This is a genomic window from Citricoccus sp. NPDC079358 (assembly GCF_040702545.1).
In the GTDB taxonomy this organism is placed as follows: domain Bacteria; phylum Actinomycetota; class Actinomycetes; order Actinomycetales; family Micrococcaceae; genus Citricoccus.
Genome location: NZ_JBFBLI010000014.1, coordinates 54400 through 72889 on the forward strand (window position 1 = coordinate 54400; position 18490 = coordinate 72889).

Here is an 18490-nt window from a genome sequence, read left to right on the forward strand (position 1 = left end):
GACCGCATGGGGCGTTTGCTGCAGGGAGCTACAGGCCGTGTTCATGGGCCCACGCCGCCGCGGCGGTCCGGGAAGACACCCCGATCTTGGTGAAGATGTTCGCCAGGTGGCGGCCCACCGTCTTCTGGCTGATGAACAGCTCCTCGGCCGCCGCCCGGTTGCTCGCACCGCCGGCGATCTGCCGCAGGACCTCGACCTCCCGGCCGGTCAGGCCCCCGGGTGCGCCGGCCCGGGACACACCCACCCGTAGCCTTTCGGCGGCGTCAAGCCGGGCGATGTCCGGGGCGGCGCCCAGCTCCCGGTAGGTGGCCAGCGCCCTGGACCGGTGCGTGGCGGCCGCCCCGGCATCCCCCAGCCCCTCGAATGCCCTCGAGAGCAGCTCCTGCACGCCCGCCGATTCGTAGCGAAGGCGTAGCGTTCGGTAGTCTGCAGCCACGCCCTCCAGCACCGGAATCGCCTCGCCGTAGTGGCCCTCGGCCACCAGCAGTGCTGCACGCGCGTGCGCCGCCCACGCCCGGAATCCCGGGGACCCGAACCCCTCGGCCGTCGCCTCCAGCTCGGCGCACAGGTACTCGGCCTCCTCGCCCTTCCCCAACGCCAGGGCCAGCCCGACGCCGGCCCCCAACAGTGAAGCGGCCGCGAGCCGGTCCCTGCCGGCCAGCGCCGAGCACAAACCCGACCAGGCGGCCTCCGTCAGCCCGTCGGCGTGCTGAAGCAGGGCCTCGCCTGGCTGCGGATCCGTGCCGAGGTCCCGGGCCCGCCCGAAGGCGGCCACCGCCGCGGCGTGGTCGCCGCGCAGCCGGCGGATCTCCCCCAGTTGGTAGTAGGCCTCGCCGGCCACCCAGTTGTTCGTGCCGACCAGTTCGGCGCCGCAGCGTTCGATGGCTTCTTCGGCCTCGCCCCAGTGTCCCTCCGCGCACATCAGTTGGAGCCGATGCACCCGACAGATGCCCGTGTACACCACCTCGCCTTGGAACTGTCGGCACCACTGCTCGGTGGCACGGGTCCACGACCGCATCCGGGGCACGTCCGCGAGCCGATGGCAGGCATGGATGACCGTGCAGTAGACGTCGCCCGCCCACTCCGGGTCCAGTTGCCCGGCCAGGACCGGCAGCATGGCCTCGTCCAGTTTGGCGAAGCCGGTGACGGTGCGGGCCTCGACGAGGTCCACCATGCCGGCGAGCACCAGGGACAACGCCTGCAACGGTGGCGCGTGGACCCTCCGGCCGAGTTCTTCCAGGGGCACCACGGCGTCCCGGGCCGGTCCGGTATCGCCCTCCGAGAAGGCAACGGCGGCATCCAGATAGAGCAGGAACCCGTGTTCGGCGGACTCCGGGAGCACCGCGAGATTGCGCCGGGCCCGGCTGGCCCAGCCGGAGGCGATGACCTGGTCCCCGCGGATGAACCACAGCAGGCCCAGCTTCAGGGCTTTCATGGCTGCCCGGGCATCCTCGCCGGAGTCCTCGTAACGGTGGTAGACATCCTCGGAGATGACCAACGACTCCGCGGTCTCGCCGACCCACCACAGGGAACTGCCCAGCCGGTCGAGGTCCTCCAGCGCCAGCCCCTCGGCGGCATGGATGCGGGAGTACTCCCGCACGGCACGGTCCCAGTCACCGCGGGCGTACGCTGTCCGCGCCGTGGCCAGCGGAACATCGGTGTCGAGGGGGTGATCGGTCATGGAGGGGCTCCTGACTCAGGGTAGCCCCGTCGCCGGGCTCAGGACCATGCCGCCGGTGCGGGCCACGAGGGCCTGCCCCCGGGGACATGGACGTCAGAGAGGCGCGCTGAGCGCCCCGGCCTGCACCGTGGCCCAGCCCGTCACGGCGATCATCCCGCAGCTACTCGACGGGCGGGCGGAATACGGACTGATTGAGGCCACGCCGTGGGGCGACTGCTCGCTGTCCTGATCCGTACCTCACGTGCCACGTCAGGACAGTCAAGGACAGTCAAGGACAGTCAGCGGCGGCTCTTCTTGGACTTCTTGACACCGCGCGGAGCGTTCTTCGCCCCACCGGTCCCGTTGCCGGAGCCATTCCGACCGGCTTCGTCAGCGGCCCCCGCAGGGGTCTGACCGCCGGTCGCACCATCGGTGCGGCGCACCTGAGTGGTGACCTCACCGGAGTCCGACGGCGCGGAGAACCGGAGGGTGGACGGCTGGCGAGGCGCGTCGAGGCCCTTGACGTTCAAGACCGGCGTCATCGTCGCGGACCGGGCGTCCTGGACTCCGGGCAAGGAGGTCGGAGCAGGAGCGGTCTGCACCTCCAGGTTGAACAGGTAGCCGATCGACTCCTCCCGGATGGCCTCCATCATGGCCTCAAACAGGATGAAACCCTCTCGCTGGTACTCCACCAGGGGATCACGCTGGGCCATGGACCGCAGGCCGATGCCTTCCTTGAGGTAGTCCATCTCGTAGAGGTGTTCCTGCCACTTCCGTCCGATCACCGAGAGCACCACACGGCGCTCCAGTTCGCGCAAGGTGTCCGGCCCGATGGCCTTCTCGCGGTCCTCGTAGGCCAGCCGGGCGTCGGAGACCAGCTCGCGCTTCAGGTCCTCGGCCTTGAGCTTCGTCAGACCGCCGGACTCCTCCACCACCTCGTCCACGGTGACGCCCACCGGGTACATCTGCTTCAGATCCGTCCAAAGCTGGTCCAGGTCCCAGTCGCCGGCGTGCCCGACACCCGTGGCCTCATCCACCACGGTGGAAACGGCATCTTCGAGGAAATTCTGGATCTTGGACCGCAGATCCTCCCCCTCCAGGATGTGCCGGCGGTCCGTGTAGATGGCCTCACGCTGGCGGTTCATCACGTCGTCGTACTTCAGCACATTCTTGCGTTGCTCGGTGTTGCGCGATTCGACCTGCTGCTGCGCGTTCTGGATGGCTCCGGACACCATCTTCGACTCCAGCGCCATATCGTCCGGCACGGAGGCGGAGTTCATGATGCGGGATGCGGCACCCGGGTTGAAGAGGCGCATCAGGTCATCTGTCAACGAGAGGTAGAAACGGGACTCGCCCGGATCACCCTGACGCCCGGAACGGCCGCGCAGCTGGTTGTCGATGCGCCGGGACTCGTGGCGCTCCGTGCCGAGCACGTAGAGTCCGCCGAGTTCGAGGACCTCCTCGTGTTCCTTCTTGACGCCCTCCTGGGCGGCGGCCAGGACCTCGTCCCACAGTTCCTCATAGCGTTCGGCGTCCTCGACGGGGTCCACGCCACGCTTCTGCATCGCGTCGACGGCGTTGTGCTCCGCGTTGCCGCCCAGCATGATGTCGGTGCCGCGGCCGGCCATGTTGGTGGCCACCGTGACGGCCCCCTTGCGACCCGCCTGGGCCACGATCGACGCCTCACGAGCGTGGTTCTTGGCGTTGAGCACCTCGTGCCGGACGCCGTTCTTGGCCAACAGCTTGGAGAGGTACTCGGACTTCTCCACCGAGGTGGTGCCCACCAGGACGGGCTGGCCCTTCTCGTGCCGCTCGGCAATGTCCTTGACCACCGCGTCGAACTTCGCCACCTCGTTCTTGTAGATGAGGTCGGTCTGGTCCGCGCGCTGGATGGACCTGTTGGAGGGGATGACCACCACACCGAGCTTGTAGGTGGACATGAACTCACCGGCCTCGGTCTCGGCGGTACCGGTCATGCCGGACAGCTTCTCGTAGAGGCGGAAGTAATTCTGCAGGGTGACGGTGGCCAGGGTCTGGTTCTCCGCCTTGATCTGCACGCCCTCCTTGGCCTCGATGGCCTGATGCATGCCCTCGTTGTACCGGCGGCCGGCCAGGACACGGCCGGTGTGCTCGTCTACGATGTTGACCTCGCCGCCCAGCACGACGTAGTCCTTGTCCTTCTTGAACAGTTCCTTGGCCTTGATGGCGTTGTTCAGGTACTGGATCAGCGGCGTGTTCGCGGACTCGTAGAGGTTGGAGATGCCCAGCCAGTCCTCCGTCTTCTCGATGCCCGGCTCGAGCACACCCACGGTCTTCTTCTTCTCGTCGACCTCGTAGTCCTCGTCCAGGGTCAGCTTGCGCACCAGCTTGGAGAACTCGGTGTACCAGCGCGAGGCGTCGCCCTGGGCCGGTCCGGAGATGATCAGCGGGGTACGGGCCTCGTCGATGAGGATGGAGTCGACCTCGTCGACGATCGCGAAGTGGTGGCCGCGCTGGACGAGTTCGTCCTTGGACCAGGCCATGTTGTCCCGCAGGTAATCGAAACCGAACTCGTTGTTCGTGCCGTAGGTGATGTCCGCGGCGTACTGGGCGCGCCGGGTGGCCGGATCCTGGTTGGCGACGATCACGCCGGTCTCCAGGCCGAGGAACCGGAAGACGCGGCCCATCAGCTCGGACTGGTAACTGGCGAGGTAGTCGTTGACCGTGATGACGTGGACGCCCTGGCCGGAGAGGGCGTTGAGGTAGGCCGGGGCGGTGGCCACGAGGGTCTTGCCCTCACCGGTCTTCATCTCGGCGATGTTCCCGAGGTGCAGGGCGGCCCCGCCCATCAGCTGGACGTCGTAGTGACGCTGGCCGAGGGTGCGTCCGGCCGCCTCACGCACAGCGGCGAAGGCCTCCGGCAGCAGCGAGTCGAGCGACTCGCCGCCGGCGATCCGCTCACGGAACGCGTCGGTCTCGCCGCGCAGCTCGGCGTCGGACATCTCGCGGAACTCGTCCTCGAGGACATTGATGGCGTCGGCGAATCCCCTCAGGCGCTTGAGGACCTTCTTGTCCCCGGTCTTCAGGATTCGTTCGATGAATGATGCCACGTGCCTAGACTCCCTGTTCCCCGGTGCACCGGGTGCGTCGGTATGCGTTGCGCTCGGGTACCCCGGTCCGGCCAGCGGCCACGGGATACCCGCACAGTCTACGGTCAAATCTCTGGGAGCTTCCTCCATGCCCGCCGCAGTTCCGCTGGCAGGTCTCCGTCGGCATTCCCCGCCACCGCCACGTCCCCCAGGCCCAGCCAGCCGGCCAACTCGCCCAGCTCGGCGGCCAGCTCCACCACCACCTGCCCGACGCCGGCCGCCCGGCTTCCTGCCCCACCCACTGTCCCGGGGCCACCAGGAACCGCTGCCGGGTCCTCGGACCAGGCACCGCGCACCAGCAGCACCTTGCCGTCACGGTCCGCCTTGAGATCGACCTGGGCGACCAGCCGCTCCCCAAGCAGGAACAACAGGGAGTAATAGCCACGGGTCCGTTTCGGAGCGGGGGTGTAGATCCCCAGGCGGTACCGGACGCCGAACATCGCCTCGACCCGAGACCGGTGGAACACCAGCGGATCGAAGGGACTGACCAGGGCCCGGCCCGTCGCGGTCCGGGGTGTCACCGCTTCGGCATGGCGCCACGCCGCCACGGTCGTCCCGCGGAGACCCGGCAACCGGACGGGCTCCAGGACGCCCTCATGGTGCAGTTGCACCGCTGCGGCGCGGGCGGCCATGACGGTGATCCGGTAGTAGTCGGCGAGGCTGGCCTCGGTGGCCACCCCGAGGGCCCGGGCGGCGGTGTGCACCAGTTCCAGGGTCGCCGCGTGCCGGTCCGGCACCCCTTCCGCCGGATCGATGGCCGAGGCCGGCACGAAGCGGCGTTCGAAGTGGGGATTGCGTCCGGCGCTCGCGATCTGCCCGGAGGCGAACAGGTCCTCGAGGACCCGCTTGACCACGGACCAGTTCCAGCCCCAGTGCCCCTGGTGGCCACCGTGGTGCCCCAGCCGGTCCTCCACCTGCCGTGCCGTCAGTGGGCGGGAGGCGGAGAGCAACGCGAGAATCTGTTGCGTCAACTCGTCCCGGAGCGGCGCGTCCAGGTCCGTGGCGGTCATCCAGGTACGACGCTGGACGGCCACGAGCGCCGGGCGCAACCGGACCGGGACCAGAGAGGCCTCGTGGGCCCAGTACTCAGTCCATGGGGGGTGCCGCTGGTGGGACGACCGATGGGACAGCCGGTCCAGCAGGGCCGGATCGTAGGTGCCCAACCGGCTGAAGAGCGGCACGTAGTGCGCTCGGGTGAGGATGTTGACGGAGTCCACCTGCAGCACGCCGAGCCGGTCCAGGGTCGATCTGATCCGTCGGGCGCCCGGCGGGCCCGGCCGGCGCCGTCGGTGGATCAGCTGGGCTGCCAGCGCCGTCCTGCGGGCCTCGGAGTAGCCCAGCACCGGACCGTCCGGCCCCGAAGGGCCGGGCGGTCGGCGGCCGTGGCGTGAGGCCAGGGACTCAGACGGTTGCGGCTCGATAGTGGACGTCCTCTTCCTGGACCTCAGCGTCTGGATGGTCGGCATCGAGGGTGATCACACCGTAGCTCCAGCCCTTGCGGCGGTAGACAGCGGAGGGCCGGCCGGTGGCATCGTCGATGAAGAGGTAGAAATCGTGTCCCACCAGCTCCATGGCGTCGACAGCGTCGTCAACGCTGACGGGCGTGGCGGGGAAGACCTTCTTGCGGATCCGCACGGGGGCCTCGCCGTCGTCCTCCGGTGCGGCGTGGTTCTGCGCGGCCTGGTCTGCCATGACCTGCTCGACCAGTGACTGTCCCGGTTGGACCAGGGGCAACGCCGCCGTCGCGTCCGCCACCGAAACCCGCTTCTGGTGACGGTCCTTCTGCCGGTCACGGAGGCGCCGCAACCGCTCCAGGAGCTTGCCGAAGGCCAGATCGAAGGCGGCGAACTTGTCGTCAGCCTGGGCCTCTGCGCGAATGACCTTGCCTTTGCCGTGGACGGTCAACTCCACGGTGAGCTTCTCGTCCGAATGACGGTGGTTGGTCTGCTTGGTGACCTTGATCTCCAGCCCCTGAGCGCGTGTGGATAGCTGCTCGATCTTGCTGAACTTCTCCTGGGCGTAGTCCCGGAACCGGTCCGGAAGGGAGACGTTGCGGGCAACGTAGCTGACGTCCATGGTCATGATGTCCTCCTAGGAGCCTGACGGCTATTCGAACATGTGCGTGCACCGAGCGACCGGCCCTGCGCCGGCCTCTTAATGCACCTCGGCGGCGGGAAGAACTCCTCCTTCCAGCCGCCGAAGACGATCCCCCGAGGGGTCCGTTGCCCTCACCCTAGTACTTTCTTCACGCCGAGTTAAGACCTTCGTCAGGTGCCTTCCCCGGTGCCGTCACCGCGGCCACCACCACGGCGCCCACCGGCCGGACGCCCGCCTGCTCGAGGGCATGCCACGTGGCCGCGAGCGTGGCGCCCGTGGTCATGACGTCGTCGAACACCACCACGCCGCGTCCGGAATCGCGACGGTCCCCCGCGGCGAAATGCCGGGTGGTCCGGAACCGGTCGCGTCCGCGATGGCGACGCTGCCGCGACCCTGCTCCCGCGTGACTGCTGCGGGATCGGATGGCGGCCAGGAGGGGCTTCCGCCGGTGCGCCAGCCATCCGGTGGCCACCTGCCAGCCGGGCGGCAGTGTGCCGGTCAGCAGTTCCTCCACCGGGTCGTAGCCCCGGCCGCGGAACCCGGCCGCACTGGCCGGGACCGGCACCAGCGTGAACGGGCCCGGGATCCCCAGTAATCGCGGAGCGGCGGCCAGTGCCCGATGGACGGCCGGACGCAGGTACCCGGCCACTGCCGTCCGGCCGTGGTCTTTGAACGCCAGGAGCGCCCGCGAGGCGTCCGCCCCGTAGCGTGCGGCCGCCACCACCGGAACCGGCCGCAGGGGCGGTGCCGGGCCGCCCGGTGGCATCGGCGGGTCTCCGTCACCGGACGAGTCCGCGGTCAGGAGGCCGCCACCGGATGAGCCCGCCGACGGGGGCCAAGGTGGGGTCTGGGCCGCCCCGGCCGGGTAGAGCGGTAGCGCGGCGGCGTCGTCTTCCGCCCGGAACGGGTGGAGCAGTTCGGTCACCAGCCCCGGGGCACACTCCGCGCACACCGTGCCGTCCTGCCGTCCGCAGAGGACGCAGAGGCTGGGCATCAGCAGCCCGGCCAACTCGCGTACCGAGCCCGCCAAGGCACGCGACGACGGCGCATGGACCAGCCGGTCCAGGCGGTCCAGCCCAACGGCACCTCCAGAAGGGAACCTCATGATCCCAGCCTGCTCCTCGCGTCTGGGACCGGGGCATCGCGCCGGGGCCCACTGTGGACGACACGCGCGGGACGCTCCGGTCCACGGGAGGCTCCGGTCGACGGGAGACTCCGGTCCAGCCCCGGATGACCTCGACGCCACGTGCGCGGTGGAGGGTCAGGCCGGACGATCGTGTCAGCCGGGGAAAGCCATCTCGGGTCAGCCGGGGAAGGCCATGTCATGGGCTACGGCGCCAGCCTGGGACCGCCACGTGGATCCGGCCAGGGTGTGCACCGCTTCGGCCGTCTCCGCGTAGATCGGGTTGTCGCCGGGTCCGGTGGAGAAGCCGGTCATGCCCAGCAGCGGCCGCAGTGTTTCCAGCGTGCCGTCGAGTCCGATGAGCTGCGCCTCCACCGAGGACGTGCTGCTGGTGGCGGCCACCAGCAGCTTCTGGTCGGAGACCCAGTTGACGTCGCTGACGGGCACGGTGGGCTCCAACCGGACTGGCGAACCGAGTCCACGGGGGACGCCCTCCGAATCGCGGATGACGCCGGAGAGGTAGAGGTGAGACGACTCCCCCTCGCCGGCCACGATGGCCGCCCGCGTGCCATCGCGGGAGATGCGCAAGGCCTGGACGGTGCGGTCGCCGAGCCATTCCGCGCTGATCTCCAGGGGGGCCCCGTCCTGGCCGGCGGTCTGCAAGGCCATGATGCGGGTGCCGTTGGACTGGTCCACGGTCCAGGTCCAGCCGGACGAGTCGAAGCTCGGCCGCGTCAGGTTCTCCCCCTCGAGCTCGAGTTCCTGGGATCCGTCCGTACCGGCGGAGACCATCTGCGTTCCGTCGCCGTTCAGGAACGCGAAGCGGGTGCCGTCCAGGCTCATGGCCGGGTCCACCGGTCCGCCCTCGATGTCCAGCTGCAGGCCACCGACCGGGACCGTGGCGTCGCCCTCGAAATAGACCAGTTCTCCGTTGGCGACGGCGACCTGGGTGGATCCCACCCCGGGGTTGATCTGGGCTGGTTCGAAGTTGTCCGCCACCGAGCCCAGGTCGAGGGGGTTCAGTTCCACGGACATCTCCACGCTGGAGACGCTGTTCAGCCCGTCCAGTGTCAGCTCAAGCTGTTGCTGCATCCGCTGCCGCATCAACGGCTCGACGCTCTCAACCGTCTGCCGCGTGAGATCGACCTTGGCCGAGCCGGCATCGACCGGAACGGAGGGACGCGACAACTCCGAACCAGCCTGGAAGGCCGTCCGCACGGCCCCGTCCAGGTATGGGGCGGGCCCGTCCAGGAGGGCGCCGACGATGTCCGCGGCTGAGCCCGACCTGTTGAGGAACCACCGCAGGTCCGGAACGGCATAGGAGTAGGACTGGTCGTAGAAGTACAACTCATGTGAGGCGAAGAGGGCACGGAACTGGGCGGACTCGAGCATGGTGCCGCCTGGCGCCTGCGCGATCCTCCACTGGCCGTCCTCCTGGGTCAGGGCGAAACCCACGGCCTCGGACGTGTTGGCCGGCATCCGGTTCATGATGCCGCGCTCGTCCACCACCGAATCCACCTCGATCTGAACCTCGTACTGGTTGTCCTGGGCCGACGGGACCACGGTGGGGGTCTCGTTGTAGACGAGGGTCCGGGCGTCGGGGTTCCACGCCTCGGCGGCCTCCTCCGTCAGGAAATCGCGGGCCGTGGCGTAGTCGTCCTGAGTGCCGGTCCCGGCGGTGAGGAAGCCGCGGATGATGTCCTCCGGGCTGGCGTCCTCCACCGGGCCCGCCGGGGTGAAGGAGTAGTTCACCTGGTTGTCCGTACCCGGCAGCGGGTCCGACGTCCCGACCGGGCCGCTCTGGGGCAGGTGGGCACAGCCGGTCAACAGGAGCAGGCCGGCGAAGAGAGCGGCGCAGAGAGCGGCCAGGGGGCCTCGTGCGCGGGCCGGTCGATCGCGGCCCACGGTGCGCTGGGTATCCGTCATCAGGGTTCGTCCTCCGGCTGTGGGGTCTCCGGGCGTGGCCGGTACAACGACTGCTCATGGATCCGGTCCGGCATCTTCTCGCCATGGAACTGCGCGGGTTCCGGGTTCTCCAGCTCCAGCGGCAGCCGGCGTTGGGACTCGGTGTAGACGGGCGGCAGGTCCAGAGGCGTGCTCTCCCCGACCGTGCCACCGCTGTGACGTGGGATGGTCAGGCGGAACGCCGAACCGTCTCCGGGCGCACCCCAGGCGTCCAGGCGCCCGTTGTGCAGCCGGGTGTCCTCCGTGGCGATGGACAGGCCCAGTCCGGAGCCGCCCGTGGTGCGGGCCCGCGCGGGATCCGCCCGCCAGAACCGGTCGAAGACGCGAGAGGCCTGCTCCTCGGACATGCCGATCCCGTGGTCACGGACCACTACCGCCACCGTGTCCTCCCCGGCCCCGACGATCACGTCGACGGGACGGCCCTCGCCGTGCTCGATCGCGTTGTTGACCAGGTTGCGGATGATGCGTTCGATGCGGCGGGGATCGACGTCAGCCGTCACCTTCATGTCCATCGGGACGACGAAGACGGCGGTGTTGGCCTTGTGGGCCAGCGGCTGTGCCGTGAGGACGACGTCGGTCGCCAGGTGCAGGATGTCCGTCTCCTCCGGGGCCATGGTGGCCGCTCCGGCGTCGAAACGGGTGATCTCCAGCAGGTCGGCGAGCAGGGCCTGGAATCGTTCGACCTGGTGGTAGAGCAATTCGGTGGAGCGGCGGTTGATGGCGTCGAACTCCTCCCGGGAGTCATAGAGCACCTCTGCCGCCATCCGCACCGTGGTCAGGGGCGTCCGCAGCTCGTGCGAGACATCCGAGACGAACCGCTGCTGCATCTGTGAGAGTTCCGCCAACTGGGTGATCTGGTCCTGGATGTTGTCCGCCATGCGGTTGAAGGACGAGCCGAGCCGGGCCATCTCATCCTCACCGTGGACGGGCATGCGCACGGTCAAGTCGCCGGAGGACAGGGACTCCGCGGTGGACGCTGCTTGGCTCACCGGACGGACCACGGACCGGGTGACATAGACCGCGATGAGGGAGTTCATCATCACCAGCATGGCCCCGGCAACCACGAGGACCCGCATGAGGTAGTCCAGGGTTTCCTGCACACTCGTGAGGTCGTACACCATGTAGAGCGCATAGATGTTGCCCGGCGGCAGGGTGACCTGGGTGCCGAAGGCCAGTCCGGGATTCGTCCCACCGTCCTCGGCCGGAAGGCTGATGGACTGCCAATAGGTGCCGTTGTCCTCCTGGACCGCCTGGGACAGTTCGTCGGGGATGACGTCCGTGGACAGCCCGGAACTGGATTTGGGCCCCACGAACAGGTTCTGGGCCTCCTCCAACGGCACGAGGAGCATGTCCCGCACGACCGTGGCACCAGTGTCCCCGGCCAGCTGGTTCAGCGTGTTGGTGACCAGCAGGTCGGTCGACTCGGAGTCATTGGTGGCGGCGTTGTCGAAGATGGACCGCGCCTGGTTCAGGCCGCGGTTCGATTCCGCCTCGACCTGGTCGAACCGCGACTGGAACAGGCCGGAGGTGATCTGTTGGCTCAGGAAGAGGGCCAGCACACCGACCGCCACGAGGGTCAGCACGGCGGTGATCGCCACGGTGCGAAGCTGCAGGGACGCGTTCCAGCGCCGTCGCAGGGCCTTCAGCCACCGGCCGATCGCTCCTCGGGCCCCGGTCCCCGCGCCCGAGTCTGAGCCGACGGTGTCCGCCTGCTCGGGGGCGGTGACGGTGCCCGTGGTCAACTCAGCTCTGACCGGCCTTGTAGCCGACGCCACGGACGGTCAGGACGACCTCCGGGTTCTCCGGGTCCTTCTCGACCTTGGAACGCAGGCGCTGGACGTGCACGTTGACCAGCCGGGTGTCCGCCTGGTGCCGATAGCCCCAGACCTCCTCGAGCAGCATCTCCCGAGTGAAGACCTGCCACGGTTTGCGGGCCAGGGCCACGAGGAGATCGAACTCCAGGGGCGTGAGCTGAATGGCCCCGTCGCCACGGGTGACCTGGTGGCCGGCCACATCGATCGTGAGGTCGGCGATCTTCAGGGTCTCCGGGGCGCGCGTCTCACCCTCACGCAGGCGGGCGCGGACACGGGCCACCAGCTCGGCGGGTTTGAAGGGCTTGGGCACGTAGTCATCGGCGCCGGCCTCCAGGCCGCGCACCACGTCCGAGGTGTCCGACTTGGCAGTCAGCATCACGATCGGGGTGTCCGACTCGGCCCGGATGACCTGGCAGACCTCGATTCCGTCCATGCCGGGCAGCATCAGGTCCAGCAGCACCAGATCGGGCCGGGTGGAACGGAACATCTCCAGGGCCTGGGATCCGTCCGCACAGAACGTCGGTTCGAAGCCGTCGTTGCGCAGCACGATGCCGATCATCTCCGACAGTGCCTCGTCATCATCGACTACGAGAATTCTGGCCTTCACCGGATTCGTCCTCCCCTGACTGAAATTCCCGTCGGATGGGTCCCGCCCACCGACGCCGCCGCCCGGCGGCCCCGTGCGGACCGGACCGAACGGCCATCCGTTCCACCTTATCCGACAAGGAGGGATGCGGCCGATATAGTCAGCCGTGCAGGTGGACGCGCCGCACTCACATCAGTGGATCCACCCGCCGACGGCCCGCGACCGCAAGACCATCAGGGGGACCCTCCAATGAACGAGAACGAGGTCCCGGGCCAGGGCCCGGACCAACAACCAGCCCAGCAACCTCAGCAGCCGGGCCGGCCACCACGGCAACCAGCCCCACCGGCCCACCAGCCATGGGGGCCGTCCCCCTACGGTCCGGCGGTCAGCCAGTCCCCCTATGGGCAGCCGTCCTACGGCCAGTCTCCCTACGGCGCCTATGGCCAGCCCGCGAACCAGCAGAACCCCTACGGCCAGCAGCCCGGATACGGGACGCCGTCACGCCGGCCGGGCATCATCCCGCTGACGCCCCTCACGCTCGGCGACCTGCTCAGCGGCTCCTTCGCCGCCATCCGCCGCAATGCGGCCGCCGTCCTGGGAACGGCGCTGATCGTGGCCCTGATCGAGATCGTCGTGTCCGTCTTTGCCACCAATGTGCTCTTCGACGCCACCTACAGCATCATCCTCATGGAGGAGGGGGGCCAGGACCCGTTCCTCGGTGACCCCCTCACCAACCCGGTCTTCGGCCAATTGTTCGGATCGATCGCCCTGCTCTTCCTGGGTGCCCTGCTCGCGGCGCTGGCCGGCATCATCGCCAATGGCGTCCTGGCCGTCGTGGTCCTCCGCTCGGCCGCAGGACTCAAGACCTCACTGGGTCAGGCCTGGAGGCTGACCGGCCGGCAGATCTGGTCGCTCATGGGCCTCGCGTTGGTCTACCTGGTCGCCGGGGCCATCGTCTTCGTGCTGTTCATCGGTGTCATCGTGGGACTCGTCATCGCGGCGGTCAGTGAGGACGGCGGCCTGGCCGGACTGATGGGTGTCCTGCTGTTCGTCCTGACCGTCGCGTCGGTCATCATCTCCGTCTGGCTCTACATCAAGCTGGTGCTGGCCGCGGCCGCCTCGGCCGTGGAGCTCAAGGGTCCGTTCAAGGCCATGGGGCGATCGTGGTCCCTGACCCGCGGCCACTGGTGGCGGACCCTGGGCATCATCCTGCTCGTGGCCGTCATCGTCGGCGTCGTCGCCTCGATCATCACCACGCCGTTGTCCATGATCGGCGGCGTGTTCGCCCCGCTGGATCCCACCACCTCGATGGAGGAGATCGTCGACTCCACCCGATGGTGGACCCTCCTCAGCGTGGCCGTCTCATCACTGGTCAACGCCCTCGCCCTGGTCTACAGCTCCTGCCTGATCGCCTTGCTGTACATCGACTACCGAATCCGGCACGAGAGCTTCGACCTGGAGCTGATCGCCGCCGCCGAGGCTGCCGGGGCGGGCGACGATGAACGCTTCAGCACGGTGCGGGACGTGCAGGTAGCCGCCGGAACCGACCAGCTGGTCCCCGGCCGCTATCCTGCCGCTCCCGCCGGCCCGTCCGGACACTGATCCGCGCTGCGCTGGCCTGAGATGACGGGGATGACCGCACCGGTGACTCCGGACAGCTGGGAGCCGGACCGGGACGAGGCCCAGCGCCTGATCCGGGAGGAGCTGGCCCGGCCGGAATACGCCCAAGCCGAGCCGAATCCTGTCCTGGAGTGGCTGGGCGGGATCCTGTCCAGCGTCCTGGAGTGGCTCGGCACCCTCGGTGGTGCCGCTCCCTCCCTGCCCGGCTGGGTCCTGCCACTCATCCTGGTGGCCGTGGCCGTCGTCGTGCTGGTGCTGCTGCGCCCCCGCGCCACAGCCGCAGCCCGGGCCCGGCGCACCGCCGCCGTGCTCTCGGACCGGACGGTCACGCCCGAACAGCACCGCCGGATGGCCGAGACGGCCTTCGCGGCCGGCGACCACGGGGCGGCCCTCGTCGCCTGGTTCCGCGCCCTCGTGCGGCACGCCGAGGAACGCACCGTACTGGACCCGCGCCCCGGACGCACGGCCACCGAGGCCGCCCATGGTCTCGGAACAGCCGTCCCCACGGAACGCCAGGCCCTGGAGGCCGCCGCGGGCGCCTTCAACGCCGTGGTCTACGGCGATCGACCGACGACGGCGGCCCGGGCCACGGACGTCCGTGACCTCGACGCCCGCTTGGCCGCGCAGCGGCTGGACACCTCGCCGACCGGGCCTCTGGATCGCGCCGGAACGGCCCAGAGGGTGGTGGCTCCACGATGACGACGAGCGCCACGCCGACCGCCGCCACCCAAGGATCCGGTCAGACCGCCGCCCCCGCTCACGACTCGGCCACGCGGGCCTCCACCCCTTCCGGCCCCGCCGTTCCGGGCACCGGCCAGGCCCTGTCCCGATGGCTGCGGAAGGCCTGGATCTGGTTCGTCCTGGCTGCCCTGCTGTTGCTCGTGGCCCTGCCCTCGATGCTGCGGGAGAATCCGGACACACGCCAGCTCTCCCCCGCCTCGCCCGCACCGAACGGCGGCCAGGCCGTGGTCCGCGTGCTCCAGGCCCAGGGCATCACGGTGCATCCCGCTGAGTCACTCGAGGAGGCACTGGCTCTGGCGGATGAGCATCCCCGGGCTCCCGTGTTGTTCCACGATGCCGCCGACCACCTTCCCGAGACCGGCCTGGACCGTCTCGCTGAGGAGGTCGCCCCAGAGCGGCGGGTGCTGGTCGAGCCGGGCTTCCAGGCCCTCGGCGCCCTCGCCCCCGCGGTCTCCCAGGCGGGGCAGGTGCCCGACGGCGGCCCCTTGGCCTCCGGGGAGGGCTGCGGCCTGCCGATGGGCCGGGAGGCGCAATCGATGGAGGCCTCGGGCCGCGCCTACCGGAGCGCCGGGGCGCAGGCCTGCTTCCCCGTCCCCGGGACCGACTCCGGTTCCACCACTGACCCGGCCCACGCGGTCCTGGAGACCGCCGACGGCACCATGGTGATCGGCCAGGTCGGCGTGTTCGCCAATGAGTCCGCGGACACCGAAGGCCATTCCGTGCTCGCCCTGTGGTCGCTGGGACGGTCCTCGGACGTGGTCTGGTATCTGCCGGGACTGGCCGACGTGGCGATTGAGCCAGGCCCGCCGACCATGGATCAACTGTTGCCCGACTGGGTCCGCCCGGCGGGGATCTGGCTCATCCTCTGCCTGGCGCTGCTCATGCTGTGGCGCGGGCGCCGTCACGGACCCCTGGCCCTCGAACCGCTGCCCGTGATCGTTCCGGCCTCGGAGACCGCTGTGGGCCGGGCCCGGCTCTATGAACGCACCGGCCAGCACGGCGCCGCGGCGCGCGCGCTGCGCTCGGCCACGCTCCTGCGACTGTCGCGGGTGCTCCGCCTCGGCCACGGTGCCTCGGTCGAGGCCCTGGTGAGCGCGGCGGCCCGCACCACCGGCCGGGAGCCACTCCAGGTGGCCTCCGTCCTCGACGTCAGCCACGTGGCCACGGGCCGGGACCTCGTCGCGGCGGGGCGGGCCCTCCTGGACCTCGAGGACGCCGTGCACGCGGCACTCACCACCGACCACGCCGCAGCAGAGCAGGCGACAGACTCCGACGGAAGGACACCATGACCACCCCGTACCCCGAGCGTTCCCCGGCAACCACAGCGGCCCGGGCAAGCACGGCCACCACGGCCCCCACTGCGCCGGCCCACCGGACCGATGACGAGCTGCGCCACGCCTTCGGCCGGGTGCGCGAGGAGGTCGCGCGCGCCGTCGTCGGGCAACAGCCGGCGGTCACCGGCCTGCTGATCGGGCTGCTGTGCAAGGGCCATGTGCTGCTGGAGGGCGTGCCCGGCGTCGCCAAGACGCTGCTGGTGCGGACCCTGTCCGCCGCCCTGGACCTCGGCACCCATCGTGTCCAGTTCACCCCCGACCTGATGCCCGGCGACGTCACCGGTTCGCTGGTGTACGACTCCAAGACCGGGGAGTTCGAGTTCCGCCGGGGACCGGTGTTCACTCACCTGTTGCTGGCCGACGAGATCAACCGGACCCCACCCAAGACGCAGGCGGCTCTGCTCGAGGCGATGGCCGAGGGTCAGGTCTCGGTGGACGGGGTCTCCCGGCCGCTGCCGGACCCCTTCATGGTGGCCGCCACCCAGAACCCGGTCGAGTACGAGGGCACCTACCCCCTGCCCGAGGCCCAGCTGGACCGCTTCTTGCTCAAGGTCACCCTCGAGACGCCCGAGCGGGCGGACGAGGTGGAGATCCTGCGCCGCCATGCCGAGGGTTTCTCCGCCTCGGACCTGGCCGCCGCCGGGGTCAGCGCCGTGGCCGATGCCGCGACGATCCACGCGGCCCGCGCCGCCGTCGGGAACGTCCAGTCCGGACCCGAGGTGATCGGCTACATCACGGACCTGGCCCGCGCGACCCGGGTCTCGCCCTCCTTCCAGCTGGGCGTCTCCCCCCGCGGTTCCACCGCTCTGCTGCAGACCGCCAAGGCCTGGGCCTGGCTCAACGGCCGGGACTACACCACCCCGGACGATGTCCAGGCGATGGCCCTGCCCTGCCTGCGGCACCGGGTGGCCCTGCGACCGGAGGCCGAGCTGGACGGCGTCAGCACGGACCAGGTGCTCTCCGGCCTGCTCGCCACCGTGCCGGTCCCGCGCTGAGTCCCGTGACACAACGGAGCCGCGGTGACGCTGGACATGCTGCCGGGTCTGGCGGCGGACTGAGGGTGGTGCGCTGATGGTCCTCTCCGGCCGTTTCCTGGCAGTGGCGCTGGTGTGCCTGCTGCCGGTGGTGCTGCGTCCCGGGCTGGACACGATCTGGTGGTGCGTGCTCGCGCTGGCCGTGGTCTATGCTCTCGACCTGATCCTGGCGGCCTCTCCCCGGTCGCTGCTGCTCGAGCGCGAATTGCCCGCCTCCAGCCGTCTCGATGAGCCGGTGGCCAACGCGGTGCTGGTGTCCAACCGGGGCCGGCGTCGGTTGCGCGGCTCGCTCCGGGACGCCTGGCAGCCCTCGGCGGGTCAGGCCTCCCCCTCCGATCGCCCGGATGCGGCGGTGGCGCTGGACGTGCCTGCCGGTGAACGACGCCGGACGGTCACCACCCTGGTGCCGCGCCGCCGGGGCACGCTGCGCACCGGCTCGGTCACCGTGCGCTCCTGGGGGCCGCTGGGCCTGGCGGCCCGGCAGGTCACGCATCCGGTCCCCGGACAGATCAGCATCCTGCCGCCGTTCCGCTCGCGCCGGCACCTGCCGTCCCGGCTGGCCCGGCTGCGCGAGATGGACGGGCGTTCCGCCGTCCAGACCCGCGGCGGCGGCACCGAGTTCGACTCCCTGCGCGACTACGTGCGCGGGGACGATGTCCGCTCCATCGACTGGCGCGCCACCGCCCGGCGTCAGGACGTGGTGGTGCGGACCTGGCGCCCCGAACGGGACCGCCGCGTGGTGATCGTGCTGGACACCTCCCGCACGGCCGCAGCCCGGGTCGACGACGAGCCGAAACTGGACACCGGGATCGAGGCCTCCCTGCTGCTGGCCGCCCTGGCCTCCGCCGGCGGCGACCGGGTGGAACTGCTGGCCTTCGACCGGCGCGTCCGCTCCCGGGTCTCCTCCACCGAGAAGGGCAACCTGTTGCACCGGATGGTCACGGCGCTGGCACCCGTCCAGCCGACCCTCCTGGCCGCGGACTGGTCCCACATCCCGGTGGAGGTCGCCAAGGTCTCGCGTCAGCGCTCCCTCGTGGTGCTGCTGACCGACCTGGACTCCGCATCCCTGCAGGAGGGGCTGCTCCCCGTCCTGCCGGCCCTCACCTCGCGGCACCAGGTGGTGGTCGCCTCGGTGGCCGATCCCCAGCTGGCGGAGATGGCGCGCACCCGGAACGACGCCGAGACCACCTTCCGCGCGGCGGCCGCCGAACGGGCGGGGCTGGAACGGCGGGCCGCTGCGCGCGAGCTCGAGATGCACGGCGTCGAGGTGGTTGACGAGGCACCCCACCGCCTGCCACCGGTCTTGGCGGACACCTACCTGCGGCTCAAGGCCACCGGCCGCCTCTGACCCCAGCAACACCGACGTTTCCAGTCGCCTTGGGGTGGGC

General features: G+C 70.0%; 13 protein-coding genes. 5 read left to right on the plus strand and 8 right to left on the minus strand.

Annotated elements, in window-relative coordinates; all coding sequences use genetic code 11:
- Positions 1–28 precede the first annotated feature (28 nt).
- From AB0333_RS14775 to mtrA, 8 genes are all read right to left on the minus strand, one after another.
- The gene (locus AB0333_RS14775; protein WP_366219461.1) at positions 29–1681 is read right to left on the minus strand and encodes a response regulator transcription factor; all 1653 of its coding nucleotides are present in this window, start codon (positions 1679–1681) and stop codon (positions 29–31) included.
- Positions 1682–1959: 278 nt separating this feature from the next.
- Positions 1960–4749: a preprotein translocase subunit SecA gene (gene secA, locus AB0333_RS14780; RefSeq protein WP_366219462.1), complete on the minus strand. Its 2790-nt coding sequence runs from the start codon at positions 4747–4749 to the stop codon at positions 1960–1962.
- A 104-nt stretch (positions 4750–4853) separates the two neighbouring features.
- Positions 4854–6131, minus strand: coding sequence for a crosslink repair DNA glycosylase YcaQ family protein (locus AB0333_RS14785; RefSeq protein ID WP_366219463.1), 1278 nt, complete (start codon positions 6129–6131; stop codon positions 4854–4856).
- A 58-nt stretch (positions 6132–6189) separates the two neighbouring features.
- Complete coding sequence (gene raiA / locus AB0333_RS14790; protein WP_366219464.1) at positions 6190–6870, minus strand: ribosome-associated translation inhibitor RaiA; 681 nt, start codon at positions 6868–6870, stop codon at positions 6190–6192.
- A gap of 163 nt (positions 6871–7033) precedes the next feature.
- The gene (locus tag AB0333_RS14795) at positions 7034–7990 is read right to left on the minus strand and encodes a phosphoribosyltransferase family protein (protein WP_366219465.1); all 957 of its coding nucleotides are present in this window, start codon (positions 7988–7990) and stop codon (positions 7034–7036) included.
- Positions 7991–8188: 198 nt separating this feature from the next.
- Entirely contained in the window at positions 8189–9934 is a 1746-nt protein-coding gene (locus tag AB0333_RS14800; protein ID WP_366219466.1) for an LpqB family beta-propeller domain-containing protein, read from the minus strand.
- Complete coding sequence (gene mtrB, locus AB0333_RS14805; protein WP_366219467.1) at positions 9934–11715, minus strand: MtrAB system histidine kinase MtrB; 1782 nt, start codon at positions 11713–11715, stop codon at positions 9934–9936. The genes AB0333_RS14800 and mtrB overlap by 1 nt, the downstream gene beginning before the upstream one ends.
- A gap of 1 nt (position 11716) precedes the next feature.
- Positions 11717–12394, minus strand: a complete 678-nt coding sequence (gene mtrA, locus AB0333_RS14810; protein WP_159551566.1) for an MtrAB system response regulator MtrA — start codon at positions 12392–12394, stop codon at positions 11717–11719.
- 228 nt (positions 12395–12622) lie between these two features.
- On the opposite strand from mtrA, the gene AB0333_RS14815 reads away from it, so the two are divergent.
- From AB0333_RS14815 to AB0333_RS14835, 5 genes are all read left to right on the plus strand, one after another.
- On the plus strand, positions 12623–13975 hold the full coding sequence (locus tag AB0333_RS14815; RefSeq protein ID WP_366219468.1) for a hypothetical protein: 1353 nt from the start codon (positions 12623–12625) through the stop codon (positions 13973–13975).
- A 30-nt stretch (positions 13976–14005) separates the two neighbouring features.
- Complete coding sequence (locus AB0333_RS14820; protein WP_366219469.1) at positions 14006–14692, plus strand: DUF4129 domain-containing protein; 687 nt, start codon at positions 14006–14008, stop codon at positions 14690–14692.
- The gene (locus AB0333_RS14825) at positions 14689–16023 is read left to right on the plus strand and encodes a DUF4350 domain-containing protein (RefSeq protein WP_366219470.1); all 1335 of its coding nucleotides are present in this window, start codon (positions 14689–14691) and stop codon (positions 16021–16023) included. The genes AB0333_RS14820 and AB0333_RS14825 overlap by 4 nt, the downstream gene beginning before the upstream one ends.
- Complete coding sequence (locus tag AB0333_RS14830; RefSeq protein WP_366219471.1) at positions 16020–17063, plus strand: MoxR family ATPase; 1044 nt, start codon at positions 16020–16022, stop codon at positions 17061–17063. Before AB0333_RS14825 ends, AB0333_RS14830 begins: the two co-directional genes overlap by 4 nt.
- Before the next feature lie 76 nt (positions 17064–17139).
- Entirely contained in the window at positions 17140–18450 is a 1311-nt protein-coding gene (locus AB0333_RS14835) for a DUF58 domain-containing protein (protein ID WP_366219472.1), read from the plus strand.
- The last annotated feature ends 40 nt before the right edge of the window (positions 18451–18490 follow it).